At 45.2% G+C, this 13,271-nt stretch carries 10 protein-coding genes and 2 pseudogenes; 7 read left to right on the top strand and 5 right to left on the bottom strand.

Annotation, left to right across the window (positions count from 1 at the left end):
• Window positions 1-17 precede the first annotated feature (17 nt).
• On the top strand, window positions 18-899 hold the full coding sequence (locus CDG79_RS35365) for a 4-hydroxybenzoate solanesyltransferase (RefSeq protein ID WP_094346269.1): 882 nt from the start codon (window positions 18-20) through the stop codon (window positions 897-899).
• Between the two features lie 57 nt (window positions 900-956).
• On the opposite strand, the pseudogene CDG79_RS35360 reads toward CDG79_RS35365, so the two are convergent.
• A pseudogene (locus tag CDG79_RS35360) lies at window positions 957-1,115 on the bottom strand (helix-turn-helix domain-containing protein); the annotation flags it as partial.
• Window positions 1,116-1,436: 321 nt separating this feature from the next.
• Here CDG79_RS35360 and CDG79_RS35355 point away from each other — a divergent pair.
• The 5 genes from CDG79_RS35355 (at window position 1,437) to CDG79_RS45675 (ending at window position 5,763) form a co-directional block, all read left to right on the top strand.
• Window positions 1,437-2,630 carry an aldo/keto reductase gene (locus CDG79_RS35355; RefSeq protein WP_143855672.1) on the top strand — a complete coding sequence of 398 codons (1,194 nt, stop codon included), beginning with the start codon at window positions 1,437-1,439 and terminating at the stop codon, window positions 2,628-2,630.
• Window positions 2,631-2,714: 84 nt separating this feature from the next.
• Window positions 2,715-3,776 carry an NAD(P)-dependent alcohol dehydrogenase gene (locus CDG79_RS35350; protein ID WP_094346267.1) on the top strand — a complete coding sequence of 354 codons (1,062 nt, stop codon included), beginning with the start codon at window positions 2,715-2,717 and terminating at the stop codon, window positions 3,774-3,776.
• Window positions 3,777-3,789: 13 nt separating this feature from the next.
• A complete protein-coding gene (locus tag CDG79_RS35345; protein WP_189525244.1) occupies window positions 3,790-4,773 on the top strand; it encodes an aldo/keto reductase in 984 nt (327 codons plus the stop codon).
• A 43-nt stretch (window positions 4,774-4,816) separates the two neighbouring features.
• Entirely contained in the window at window positions 4,817-5,656 is an 840-nt protein-coding gene (locus tag CDG79_RS35340; protein ID WP_223278536.1) for a carboxymuconolactone decarboxylase family protein, read from the top strand.
• Window positions 5,657-5,670: 14 nt separating this feature from the next.
• Window positions 5,671-5,763, top strand: a complete 93-nt coding sequence (locus tag CDG79_RS45675; protein WP_442946272.1) for a hypothetical protein — start codon at window positions 5,671-5,673, stop codon at window positions 5,761-5,763.
• Here CDG79_RS45675 and CDG79_RS35335 read toward each other — a convergent pair.
• From CDG79_RS35335 to CDG79_RS35315, 4 genes and pseudogenes are all read right to left on the bottom strand, one after another.
• A pseudogene (locus CDG79_RS35335) lies at window positions 5,741-5,962 on the bottom strand (hypothetical protein); the annotation flags it as partial. The gene CDG79_RS45675 and the pseudogene CDG79_RS35335 sit on opposite strands and share 23 nt — an antisense overlap.
• Window positions 5,956-6,777 (bottom strand): phosphate ABC transporter ATP-binding protein PstB, encoded by an 822-nt coding sequence (gene pstB, locus CDG79_RS35330; RefSeq protein WP_094346265.1) that lies wholly within the window; start codon window positions 6,775-6,777, stop codon window positions 5,956-5,958. The gene pstB and the pseudogene CDG79_RS35335, both read right to left, overlap by 7 nt.
• A 242-nt stretch (window positions 6,778-7,019) precedes the next feature.
• On the bottom strand, window positions 7,020-8,099 hold the full coding sequence (locus tag CDG79_RS35325; protein WP_094346264.1) for a class I fructose-bisphosphate aldolase: 1,080 nt from the start codon (window positions 8,097-8,099) through the stop codon (window positions 7,020-7,022).
• Window positions 8,100-8,510: 411 nt separating this feature from the next.
• The gene (locus tag CDG79_RS35315) at window positions 8,511-10,937 is read right to left on the bottom strand and encodes a phosphoketolase family protein (protein ID WP_094346262.1); all 2,427 of its coding nucleotides are present in this window, start codon (window positions 10,935-10,937) and stop codon (window positions 8,511-8,513) included.
• 809 nt (window positions 10,938-11,746) lie between these two features.
• Here CDG79_RS35315 and CDG79_RS35310 point away from each other — a divergent pair.
• Window positions 11,747-13,156 carry a glycogen debranching protein gene (locus CDG79_RS35310; protein ID WP_094346261.1) on the top strand — a complete coding sequence of 470 codons (1,410 nt, stop codon included), beginning with the start codon at window positions 11,747-11,749 and terminating at the stop codon, window positions 13,154-13,156.
• Window positions 13,157-13,271: the final 115 nt, after the last annotated feature.

Below are 13,271 nucleotides of genomic sequence, written 5' to 3'. Positions count from 1 at the left end.
CCCCAATCCCCAATCTTATGTTAAGGACACCAGAACGCCCCCAGAAACCAGTGTGGCTTGTAATTATCCGGCTTTTGCGCTGGCATAAACCAGAAGGACGGTTAATTTTAATGATTCCTGCCCTTTGGGCTGTGTTTTTGGCAGCTTCAGGGAAACCGCCTTTACCTCTGGTTGCTGTGATTATATTGGGTACTCTGGCCACGAGTGCGGCTGGGTGCGTTGTCAATGATTTGTGGGATCGGGATATCGATCCAGAAGTAGAGAGAACACGCGATCGCCCCCTCGCTTCTCGGGCCTTGTCTGTGAAAGTTGGGATTGTAGTTGCGATCGTATCCCTAGTATGTGCAGCTATCCTGGCCTTTTACCTTAACCCCCTGAGTTTCTGGTTATGTGTGGCAGCAGTGCCCGTAATTGTTCTTTATCCAGGCGCAAAGCGGGTGTTTCCTGTACCGCAACTCGTGCTTTCAATCGCTTGGGGTTTTGGGGTATTGATTAGCTGGAGTGCAGTTACCCAAACTATCTCCCAACCAACTTGGTTACTTTGGGGCGCAACCGTACTGTGGACACTGGGATTTGATACAGTTTACGCCATGAGCGACAAGGAAGACGATCGCCGCATTGGTATTAATTCTAGTGCCCTATTTTTTGGGAATTATGCCCCTGTCGCTATTGGAATTTTCTTTGCTGGCACAATTTTGTTATTGTCTTGGTTAGGCGTCCTCATACATCTGCGCTTTGGCTTCTGGGTTAGCCTTGCAGTTGTAACTATCGGATGGGTTTGGCAGTCTCTGCGATTAAGACAGCAAGACTTACCTAATCCTGTTTATGGTGAGATGTTTCGGCAAAACGTGTGGATTGGTTTTATCTTACTTGCTGGGATGATTGCTGGCTCTTTTTAATTGAAGCGTACTTCTAAATCGCAGCAATTGCGCGTCGATGAATTAGACAAAAAATATTTATCCCCTAACAGCTTCTCGCAACCGCTCCACATCGCGCATCGGTGGTGCGCCAAACAACCGCTTGTACTCCCGGTTGAAGTGCGAGGCATCGTCATAACCTACATGGTAAGCAGCACTGGTAGCGTCAAGGTTTTCCCCCAGCATCAGACGGCGAGATGCGCTGGGCCAATTCGTCTCGGTTGGCTTGCACTCTATCTGCCTCGCGCTTTACGTGCTGATCGTTCATTAAATCCATATTGGACTTCTCTTTAGTTTTAGTAGCATTTATTTCTAAGTTTGCAGGATTGTACAACGATCTTAGACGATCGTTCTATGGCTTATCCTTCAGAATGCCTAAGATGAAGCTAAAGCAAGGAAAAATGATTTCAGCTTCTTGTAGGCACTCTGGATTTTTATTTAAGCAAAAACTCAAGTTTGATTGGGCAAGAGATTCGCCTGCTAGCCACCGAAACGGCATCCAGTGGAGGAATTCGGAAAATGGACATCAAAAGAAGTGGCTCACAGCCTTCCGCCAAAAGACCGGCTACGCATTTTACCCTTCGCCAAGCCCTCAGTCGCCGTGACTTTTTGGCTAATACTGCCCTTATCGCGGCAGCATTGTCCGTCGCTCCATCTTGCACATCATCGGATCAGCGCAAGGAAATTAACAACCAGAACGACAAAGGACTCCGTGTAGAGGCAAACAAAATGAACACACGAAAACTCGGAAAACTAGAAGTCTCGGAAATGGGATCTGGGTGCATGAGTATTAGCGCCAATTACGGACTCCCCGCAGACAGAAACCAAGGCATTCAGGTCATTCGTACAGCCTATGAAAAAGGCGTGACGTTCTTTGATACTGCTGAAGTTTACGGTCCACATACAAGCGAAGAGCTTGTGGGAGAAGCACTTGAGCCTTTCCGCGATCGAGTTGTTATTGCAAGCAAATTTGGGTTTGACATTGAAGCCGGTGGTCTCAATAGCCAACCAGAGCACATCAAGAAAGTGGTTGAGGAATCACTTAAGCGCCTTAGAACCGACCGCATTGATCTCTATTACCAGCACCGAGTTGATCCAAAAGTGCCAATCGAAGAGGTAGCGGGTGCGATTAAATATCTCATCAAAGAGGGAAAAGTTTTGCACTTTGGTCTCTCTGAGGCGAGTGCAAAAACAATCCGCCGAGCGCATGCGGTGCAATCGGTGACAGCAATTCAAACTGAATACTCGTTCATGAATAGAGATCCGGAGCAAAACGGTGTACTTAAAGCTTGTGAGGAGCTAGGAATCGGCTTCGTCCCCTGGGGCCCAGTCGGAATGGGTTATTTGACCGGAAAAATAGATGCCCGCACGAAGTTCGACCCGAAAACAGACCTGCGATCCGGGTTCGACCGCTTTTCCCCCGAAAACTTAGCAGCAAATATGGCGGTTGTTGATTTGCTGAAGCGATTTGCAGAAAAAAAGAACGCGACACCTGCTCAAATTGCACTTGCATGGCTCTTGGCGCAGAAACCCTGGATTGTTCCAATTGCAGGGACACGCAACCTAGATCACCTGAGCGAGAACTTAGGGGCAATTCAGGTTCAGATGACCTCTGAGGATCTTCGTGAAATCGAAATGGCTTTTTCTAAAATCACCGTGCATGGTGGTCGTATGAATGAAATGCAGATGCAAGTCGTTGACCAATCCGTATAATCGGTTCTTTGAAAGATGGGGTTCGTTGTAGAGATCGACGAACAATACCAGTTGCCAAAAGTAAATCAATAGGAGCATCCATTCATGTACAAAACAAAAGCGTATGCTGCAGCCAGTGCCACATCACCGCTAGCCTCCGACACGATCGCACGGCGCGATCCAACCGAACAGGATGTTCAGATCGAAATTCTCTTCTGCGGCATCTGTCACTCTGATGTTCATTCAGTCCGTAATGAGTGGAGCGAATTCTTGCCCACTACTTATCCGATCGTCCCAGGCCACGAGATCGTCGGGCGTGTCACTAAAGTTGGCTCGGCAGTGACGAAGTACAAACTCGGCGATCTGGCTGCGATCGGCTGTTTAGTGGACTCCGATGGTACCTGTCCTAACTGCAAAGCGGGTCTTGAAAATTTCTGCCCGAATCAGGTTCTCACCTTCAACTCCCCCGACAAGCATAAGACTGCTCCGGTTACTTACGGCGGCTACTCCGATAGCATTGTCGTCGATGAACGTTTCGTTCTGCGCGTTCCTCCTAACCTCGATCTGGCTGGGGCTGCGCCGTTGCTCTGCGCTGGGATCACAACCTATTCACCCATGCGTCACTGGGGTGTGACTGAGGGTAAGAAAGTCGGCATCGTCGGTCTGGGTGGACTGGGACACATGGGCGTGAAATTTGCCCGTGCGTTTGGTGCCCATGTTGTCGTCTTTACCACCTCACCCGATAAAAAGGAAGACGCACTCCGCCTCGGTGCGGATGAAGTGGTCGTCTCTCGCAATGCTGACGAGATGCAGAAACACGCTGGTAGCTTCGATTTCATCCTCGATACCGTTTCTGCCAAGCATGACATCAATGCCTATCTCGACCTACTGGGGCGCGACGGCAACATCACCCTTGTTGGCGCACCTCCGAAGCCTCTGGAAGTTGCAGCATTCAGCCTACTTGTGGCACGTCGCAGTCTCTCCGGCTCTAACATTGGTGGCATTCCCGAAACCCAGGAGATGCTTGATTTTTGCGGCAAGCACAACATCACTGCGGATGTCGAAGTGATTCCTATCCAGAAAGTCAACGAAGCCTACGATCGCCTGCTCAAGTCCGATGTAAAGTACCGCTTCGTGATTGATATGGCATCCCTGAAATCTGAATAACTGGAGAAAAATAATGCAAACACGCAAACTGGGAAACAGCAACTTAGAAGTCTCGGCGATCGGGTTGGGCTGCATGGGGCTGAACTATGCCTACAGCCATACCCTCGACAATAAAGAAAGCATCGCTCTACTCCAAGCCGCAGTGGAGCGTGGCGTTACCTTCTTTGATACAGCCGAAATGTATGGCCCCTTCACCAATGAAGAATTGGTGGGCGAAGCACTCAAACCCTACCGCGATCGCGTTGTCATTGCCACAAAATTCGGCATCAAGTTACAGGACGGCAAGCAAGTGCAGAACAGTCAGCCATCAGGAATCAGAGAGTCTATAGAAGGTTCGCTGAAACGATTAAACACGGACGTGATTGATTTGTACTACCAGCACCGCGTCGATACCCAAGTGCCAATCGAAGACGTAGCCGGAACCATGAAGGATTTGATCGGTGAAGGCAAAATCAAACATTGGGGGCTTTCAGAAGCGGGTGTACAGACCGTGCGTCGCGCACACGCAGTCCAGCCGGTAACTGCCGTTCAGAGTGAGTACTCCCTATGGTGGCGGCGTCCCGAAGAAGCGTTGTTACCTGCCCTGGAAGAACTAGGAATCGGTTTTGTGCCGTTTAGTCCTTTAGGTAAAGGCTACTTGACAGGCAGTATCAACAAAGACGCAAAATTCGACAAATCCGATTTCCGCAGCATTGTTCCCCGATTCACGCCGGAGGCTCTCGACTCCAACCAGGTCTTGGTGGACTTGTTGAAAGAAGTGGCGAACCAGAAGAAAGCGACCGCAGCACAAATCGCACTCGCCTGGATACTGGCGCAAAAGCCCTGGATTGTCCCCATTCCTGGAACGACCAAGCTACATCGGTTGGAAGAGAACATTGGTGCAGAGGATATCAACTTGACTCAGGACGAGTTAAAGCGCATCGACGAGGCATTGGCGCAAATTAAAGTGGCAGGCGATCGCTATCCAGAAGCGTTGGAAAAAAGAACGGGATTGTAGACGGAATCGTTAACCACAGAACTTTGACTCAAAGGAGTTAAGTATGACTAATACACCGCAGAAGGACAGAACTCAATCCTCACAGAGGATTAGTGAAGCAGCACACAAAAATCACGAAGAACTGTTTCCAAACCACAAATCGACCCTGAAAGTCACTGACCCTGAACTGATCGAAGTGTTTGATAACTTCGCCTTCGATGAAGTCATTACTCTGAGCAAGCTGGATACAAAGACAAGGGTAATGCTGATTTTAGCATCGATGATTGGCAGTCAGGCGTTGAGCGAATTCAAAATTATGGTGGGCGCTGCACTCAATGTCGGAGTAACGCCCATCGAAATCAAAGAGATTGTGTATCAAGGGGTGCCCTACGTAGGGATGGCAAAAGCATTTGATTTCGTTCATGCCACCAATGAAATACTGACGCATCGGGGCATCCAATTACCTTTAGAAGGACAATCAACCACCAGTCCAGAAACCCGTTATGACAAGGGATTAGCTGTACAGAAAGAGATATTTGGCGAGACAATCGATCAAATGTATGAGCGATCGCCCAAAGACCAACTGCACATTCAAAGGTTTCTTTCTGCCAACTGCTTTGGCGATTATTATACCCGCAATGGCGTAGACATCAAAGTTAGAGAACTTATCACACTTTCCATCCTCATCGCCCTGGGTGGAGTTGAATCACAGATTAACGCTCTTTTATTACTCCGAAAAAATAAAATATTCGTAGGTTGGGTTGAACGAAGTGAAACCCAACAAAACCAGAGATTGTTGGTGTTGGGTTTCGTTCCTCAACCCAACCTACGCCTAAATTCATCAAAGTCCTTAAAAATAAGGGTGGATGATTTTTATCCGACGAGAGTCATAAAAGAGCGTTAAGCAACCAAGGTACAATTTCCCAGAAAGAGGCTTACACCCGGATTTATGTCTTATTTGAAGCACTCAAGCGTTCCAAACAGGAACTTAGAATTGGCGAAAACCCTTGACAGTGCAATGGCAAAGACTAAGCTTCAATTTAATACGTGCATCGTCGGTAGTAAATTGCCAATCGACTTTACAGAAGAGTTGATTTCTGTGTTTTTCCCAGGCAGCGATTTCCTGTTTCAAAACCTCTTTGTGAGCAATACGTCGGTCAAGGCATTGTCGGTTTAAAACACTCAAATCAATTTCAGCCATATTTAACCAAATCGACCGCTGACATAATCTTTTGTGTCTTTCTGCTTAGGGTTATTGAAAATCACTTCTGTTGAGTCATATTCTACTAAGTAGCCAGTACGATCGCCTGTTTCTGTGGCGCTAACATTGAAAAAAGCTGTTTTATCAGATACTCGTGCCGCTTGTTGCATGTTGTGAGTAACAATAACGATGGTATATTGCTCTTTGAGTTCCTGAATCAGTTCTTCAACCCGCAAAGTGGATAGGGGATCGAGGGCGGAACAAGGTTCATCCATGAGTATAACTTCTGGTTGTCCAGCGATCGCTCGCGCAATAGACAACCGTTGTTGTTGACCACCAGATAAGGCTAAACCACTTTGTCGCAGTTTGTCTTTGACTTCATCCCACAAAGCCGAACGGCGTAAACTCCGTTCTACCAATTCATCCATGTTATCTTTGTAGCCGCAAACTCTGGCTCCAAAAGCAACATTGTCATAAATAGATTTGGGAAACGGGTTTGCTTTTTGAAACACCATCCCAATCCGACGACGCACCTCTACAGCATCAACTTCCGGTGCATACAAATTTTGATCGTAAAAATAAACTTTACCTTCGGCTCGAAATGACTCAATGAGGTCGTTGAGACGGTTATAGCATCGCAGTAATGTACTTTTACCACAACCAGAAGGGCCGATAAAAGCTGTAACCTGATTTTTGGGAATATTTAGCCAAATATTCTGCAACGCTAGAAACTTCCCGTAATAAACGTTGAGGTTTTCTGTGCGTAAAACTGTGTCAGTATCATTTACTGTGGTAGTGTTATTAACTGTCAAATTGTTTACCATTGATCTTATTGGCCGCTCTATATGGACTAAGTAAAGCTTTGCGTAAAATTGTGGCGAATTGAGGGTTGAAATTTAAACGCTCCAAGGGCGCAAAGGTACGCAGAGAATTCGCGCTCATATTAATAAAATGTTGTACTAAGTGCCTGGTAAATTACGCAGATATTCTGGTAGATGGTAGCGACCGAATTTAAATATGCGTTACCCTGAAACCTGGTAAAGAGACTTAGCACTGCTACGTCTCCTTAGTCCTGACTAGACAATTGTGACTGTAAAGCTCTATAGCCAGCTAATGCTAGCTCTGCACTCCTTTCCATCTCGTGACTGTATTTGCCAAGGCTAGCAGCACCGTTACACTTTGCCCGATGCAGCAAAGCGCTTTGTGCCGCTTTTACATTGGCATCTTGTACTTTCCACAGTTCTAATGCTGGTTGCTGCATAGCACGACCAAAAGAAAATGTCAATGACCAAGGCAGTTTTGAGCCAAACCGGACATGCATCTCATTAAGATGGGCAGTTGCCAATTCATTGCTTTGACCACCGGATAAAAATGCTACGCCCTGTACGGCAGTAGTAACCACATTCAACAGGCAATTCACCGTAGCTTTTGCAACTTCAGGGATGCTGGCTTGCTGGGGACAATCTTTGCCGGAAATCACCATGTTGGGCTTGAGAATAATTTGCTCCAAAACTACCCCTTGCAAGTGGAGTTGATCAAAGACAGTTCCTAAGACTTCCTCAGTTACAACATAGCAACGTTTAATAGTATGGTCGCCATCCATCAAAACTTCAGGTTCGACAATGGGAACAAGTCCACCTTGTTGACAAAGCAGTGCATAGCGAGCTAAAGCCTGGGCGTTGGCCTCGATACAATCACGACTAGGAATTTCCTTGCCAATAGTGATGACAGCCCGCCATTTAGCAAAACGCGCCCCTATTTTGACGTATTCGGCAATGCGATTACTCAAATCATCTAGACCTTGTGTAATCTTTTCACCAGGGTGATTTGGTAAACCTTTCACACCAATGTCAACTTTAATACCAACAATAATCCCCACATCGTTCATCACTTTGACAAAAGGCGTTCCATCTTTTGTAGTTTGGCGGATTGTTTCATCATATAAAATAGCGCCATTGATATAGTTACCTAAACCAGGAGTAGTTAAAAGCAACTCTCGGTAAGTGCGGCGATTTTCCTCAGTTGGCGCGATTCCCAACTTCTCAAAGCGCTTGTTACAAGTATTGTTGCTCTCATCTATAGCTAAGATGCCTTTACCAGAAGCAACCATCGCTTTAGCAGTAGCGATAAGTTTTGGTGAACTCATTATTTAAAACCTTTTAGCTCTAAAGGGTTGATTTTTTATTTGCAGATGCGATCGACAATAATTCGTAATTCGTAATTACCTTGTTCTTCTATTTTTGCTTGGGTGCTACGGTGTACACATAAGTCTCTTAAACCGCACCTTTGTTGCACTGACCTGCACCTTTGTTGCATCGACCTGCACCTTTGTTGCACTGACCTGCATCTTTATTGCATTGACCTGCATCTTTATTGCATTGACCTGCACCTTTGTTGCATGACCTGCACCTTTGTTGCATGACCTGCACCTTTGTTGCATCGACCTGCACCTTAGTACACAATTGCATAAGTTTCTAACGATATATAAGACCAGTGCGCTAAAGCGCAACTACAAACCTTAGTGCTACGAATTACGAATTACGAATTACGAATTATTTTAGTAAGGCCACTTCCAGTTGACGATTTCCGGCTGATCAATACCGTGCTTGTGAGCATAATTCCGGTTGCTAATAATTTCGTTTTTCATCCGCTCTCTAACATAGACAGCAGCAGAACCCAACTTAGGAACCCGATCAATCACATCAATCACCAGATTGAACCGATCAACTTGGTTGTTGATGGCTAACTCAAGTGGTGTGTTAATGCTGCCTTTTTCCTTGTAGCCGCGCACATGAATATTTTCATGATTAGTGCGACGGTAAGCAAGTTTGTGAATCAGCCAAGGATAGCCGTGGAAGTTGAAAATCACAGGCTTATTTGTGGTAAAAAGACTATCGAAATCCCAGTCTGATAATCCATGTGGATGTTCTGTATCTGGTTGCAACTTGTACAAGTCAATAACATTAATAAACCGCACCTTGAGATCGGGAAACTCATCTCTTAAGATGGCAGTTGCAGCTAAGGCTTCCATAGTTACAACATCTCCGCAAGATGCCATAACGACATCGGGAAGATCGGGTTCTTGCCCATGATGGTCATTGCTTGCCCAGTCCCAGATGCCAATGCCTTTGGTGCAATGTGCGATCGCTTGTTCTATACTAAGAAACTGGAGATGTTTTTGCTTATCTGCAACGATGACGTTGACGTAGTTGGTGCTACGTAAGCAATGATTGGCTACAGAAAGTAGACAGTTAGCGTCGGGAGGCAGATAAATCCGGGTAACTTCAGCACTTTTATTAGTAACCAAGTCTATGAAGCCTGGATCTTGGTGGCTAAAGCCGTTGTTGTCTTGTCGCCAAACAGTAGAGGATAGTAAGATATTCTCAGAAGAAATCGGCGATCGCCAAGCAACCTCATTTTTACTGATTTCCAGCCATTTGGCGTGCTGGTTAAACATAGAATCAACAACGTGAGCAAAAGCTTCATAGCTGTGGAAAAAACCATGCCGCCCAGATAAAAGATAGCCTTCCAGCCAGCCGAACAGGTTATGTTCACTGAGCATTTCCATCACTCGCCCGTCGGTAGATAGCTCACTGCCATCTGCATCTTCAGGGAGAATATCTGCCAACCAGACTTTCTCGCTAACTTCGTAGATAGCATTGAGTCGATTGGAGGCGGTTTCATCTGGCCCAAATACGCGGAAATTATTCATGTTATTACGCATGATATCTCGCAGGAAGTTCCCTAGAGGCTTAGTGTTTTCCACCTCAACAGCACCCGGTTTGGCTACCTCAACTGCATTGTTGCGGAAGTCGGGCATACGCAATTCTTTACGCAGAATTCCACCGTTAGCAACGGGATTGGCGCTGATGCGGCGATTACCAATGGGAGCCAGCTTTTTGAGTTCGGGAATCAGACTACCATGCTCATCAAATAATTCTTCTGGCTTGTAACTTTTCATCCAGTGTTCTAGAATCTTCATGTGGGCAGGATTACTAGTTACATCTGTAATTGGTACTTGATGCGATCGCCAAAATCCCTCTAATTTATGACCGTCTATTTCTGCCGGCGCAGTCCATCCTTTGGGGGTGCGGAGGACAATCATCGGCCAACGAGGACGTTTCGCAACACCCGAAGTCCTGGCTTCGGTTTGGATTTTCTTGATTTCCAAAATAACTGTTTCCAGAGTTGCTGCCATCAGTTGATGCACTTGCGCTGGCTCATGCCCTTCCACAAAGTAAGGTGTATAGCCGTAGCCCTTGAATAAGTCCTCTAGTTCCTCGTGGCTGATGCGGGCTAGGATAGTTGGATTAGCAATCTTGTAGCCATTCAAATGCAAGATTGGTAAAACTGCACCATCCCGAATGGGATTGATAAATTTATTGGAATGCCAAGCTGTTGCCAGAGGGCCTGTTTCTGCTTCGCCGTCACCAACAACTGCCGTCACAATCAAATCCGGGTTATCGAAAGCAGCCCCGTAAGCGTGGGAGAGGCTGTAGCCTAACTCGCCGCCTTCATGAATCGAGCCAGGAGTTTCAGGTGTGCAATGGCTACCAATTCCACCAGGAAAGGAAAACTGTTTGAAAAACTTCAGCATACCTTCCTCGGACTCGCTCTTATCAGGATAAACCTCAGAATAGGTTCCTTCTAAGTATGTCGGCCCAAGGATGCCCGGAGCGCCATGACCGGGGCCTGCGATGTAAATCACGTCCAGATCATATTTTTTGATTAAACGGTTCAGATGGACGTAGATAAAGCTCAAACCGGGACTTGTACCCCAATGCCCTAACAGGCGATTTTTGATGTGTTCTGGCTTGAGGGGTTCTTTTAGAAGTGGATTGTCCTGCAAATATATCATGCCTAGCGCTAGATAGTTGCAGGCACGCCAGTAAGCATTGATTAGACGCAGTTCTTCAGTGCTAAGTGTGGCAGATTTACCGTTTTCAACAACTGAAACCTTTGTCTTAGAAGGAGAAATGGTCATAAATTTTGAATCCTACTAATCTATTTTTAGTTAAATAATCTTTGAACACACGATGTCTGATGACAAACTGCTCAACGTCTACATAGTTTTAAAACCCGATGTTTTAAGACTAGATATGAATATCAAAGAAGTGATGTAGTACAGTGCATCTACCATTGGATACTACATTGATCAATCTCAAAATGGTTAAGCGGATATCAATCGATAACTACGGTTTTACTTGCGGTTCACTTATACAACCAGCTACTTCCAATACAGTTTGCATAAGGTTAGCAATTAACAAGACTCTGAAATAATTGAGTCCAAAAATCGATCTTTCCCCATTATAAAAATCTCGATTTTTAGCTAACCCAATTCTATTGCCTGCACTTCACTATTCACTAAGTAAGTGGGTGTGAATAATTAAAGGTTTGTAGTAAGGGCTTCAGCCCTTAAAACAGGGCTAGAGCCGCTTACTACAAGCTAATTTAATTAATTTTACATTACGTAAAATAGTTTTATTTATTGTTGCCTACTTACTTACTATCTTGTTTAAAATTCCCTTGTATCCTGATTAAAAGGGTGGAATGTCCAGTACATAGAGTATAACTACTTATATTGTGATATATCTTCTAACTTAAACATCCAACTAAAGGTAGATAAAATACACTTTAAAATTTAAATAAATTGCGCTCTGAAATTAGTGTTATATCTAAAAAAATAGATGGTTATAAATATTTTGATTTAAATTATAAGGAATGGCATAAATTTATTTATATCTTAACCATTTGTTAACCCATGTATAATTTATTGTATCCATTTTTACCAGAATGCTTCCTAATATTTTGCCGGGTCAACCTTTTCCAATTGGCGCTACATTTACCCCTAATGGTGTCAATTTTTCGGTATTCTCTAAAAGCTGCACTGGACTGGAATTATTGCTCTTTGATGAGCCGAATTCACCCCAACCTAGCCGTGTAATTCAGCTACACAAAAAGCATAACAAAACCTTCTACTATTGGCATATCTTGGTATCAGATATTGCTGCTGGGCAGGTTTATGCTTATCGGGCGGATGGACTTTATGCGCCAGATCAAGGACTAAGGTTTGATAGTAGTAAGGTATTACTTGATCCCTATGCACGAGCAGTAGTAGGTTGGGATAATTATAGTCGTGAAGCTGCTAGCTGTTTTGGTAAGGATAATTGCGCTCAAGCACTACGGGCTGTGGTAGCAGATGATCCTAAAACCTACGACTGGGAGGGGGATCTTCCCCTACGGATTCCTTATGCGACAACAGTCATTTATGAACTGCACATAGATGGTTTTACTCGTCATCCATCTTCTGGTGTGTCTCCCGAAAAACGCGGTAAGTATGCAGGACTGATTGAGAAAATTCCTTATTTGCAGGAATTAGGAATAACCGCAGTTGAATTGCTACCAATTCATCAGTTTGATCCAAATGATGCACGTCCTAGTCACAAGAACTACTGGGGCTACAGTACGATCGGCTTCTTTGCACCCCACAGCGATTATAGTTCCCGTAGCGATCGCTTAGATCCCATAAATGAATTTCGTGATTTGGTCAAAGCCCTTCACCGCGCTGGGATTGAGGTGATTCTAGATGTTGTCTTTAACCACACGGCTGAAGGTGGTGAAGATGGGCCAACATTGTCATTTAAGGGATTAGACAACCAGGCTTACTACCTTCTAGAACCAAACCAAGCTGAATATAGTAATTACAGTGGTTGCGGTAATACTTTGAAAGCGAATCATCCGATGGTTATGCGGATGATTTTAGATAGTTTGTACTACTGGGTGGCGGAAATGCATGTAGACGGTTTCCGTTTTGATTTAGCATCTGTCCTATCTCGGAGCAAATTAGGTCAGCCCTTTGCCGATTCGCCTGTTCTCTGGGCAATAGAAACAGACCCAGTTTTGGCAGGAACAAAGGTAATTGCGGAAGCCTGGGATGCCTCTGGACTATATCAGGTAGGAAAGTTTGTCGAAGGGAGCGATCGCTTTGCAGAATGGAATGGCCCCTACCGCGATGATGTACGCTGTTTTGTGAAAAGCGATCGCGGTATGGTCAGCCGATTAGCGGCTCGCATTATGGGTAGCCCAGATATCTACTTACGACCAGACTACGAACCAAATCATAGTATTAACTTTATTACCTGTCACGATGGTTTTACCTTAAATGATTTAGTTTCTTACAACTACAAGTACGAATGGCACTAAGAAAAGCCGGAACCCTTGCAGTTTAAGCAGTTTGCAATTGTTTGCGTAACTCATGCCGGGTTTTAGTCATCAAGGGGTAAATTTTTGGGCGACGTTTGCGGACTCGTGGTTCGCT

Origin of the sequence: Nostoc sp. 'Peltigera membranacea cyanobiont' 232, assembly GCF_002245985.1 — a bacterium.
Lineage (GTDB): Bacteria > Cyanobacteriota > Cyanobacteriia > Cyanobacteriales > Nostocaceae > Nostoc.
The sequence above is the reverse complement of the archived record's forward strand: the minus strand, read 5'-3'. Positions and strand labels throughout refer to the sequence as shown.

Bases quoted from the DNA above. Each gene is read 5' to 3' on its own strand.
- CDG79_RS35365 (WP_094346269.1), top strand. From the start codon at position 18: ATGTTAAGGACACCAGAACGCCCCCAGAAACCAGTGTGGCTTGTAATT.
- CDG79_RS35355 (WP_143855672.1), top strand. From the start codon at position 1,437: ATGGACATCAAAAGAAGTGGCTCACAGCCTTCCGCCAAAAGACCGGCT.
- CDG79_RS35350 (WP_094346267.1), top strand. From the start codon at position 2,715: ATGTACAAAACAAAAGCGTATGCTGCAGCCAGTGCCACATCACCGCTA.
- CDG79_RS35345 (WP_189525244.1), top strand. From the start codon at position 3,790: ATGCAAACACGCAAACTGGGAAACAGCAACTTAGAAGTCTCGGCGATC.
- CDG79_RS35340 (WP_223278536.1), top strand. From the start codon at position 4,817: ATGACTAATACACCGCAGAAGGACAGAACTCAATCCTCACAGAGGATT.
- pstB (WP_094346265.1), bottom strand. From the start codon at position 6,777: ATGGTAAACAATTTGACAGTTAATAACACTACCACAGTAAATGATACT.
- CDG79_RS35325 (WP_094346264.1), bottom strand. From the start codon at position 8,099: ATGAGTTCACCAAAACTTATCGCTACTGCTAAAGCGATGGTTGCTTCT.
- CDG79_RS35315 (WP_094346262.1), bottom strand. From the start codon at position 10,937: ATGACCATTTCTCCTTCTAAGACAAAGGTTTCAGTTGTTGAAAACGGT.
- CDG79_RS35310 (WP_094346261.1), top strand. From the start codon at position 11,747: ATGCTTCCTAATATTTTGCCGGGTCAACCTTTTCCAATTGGCGCTACA.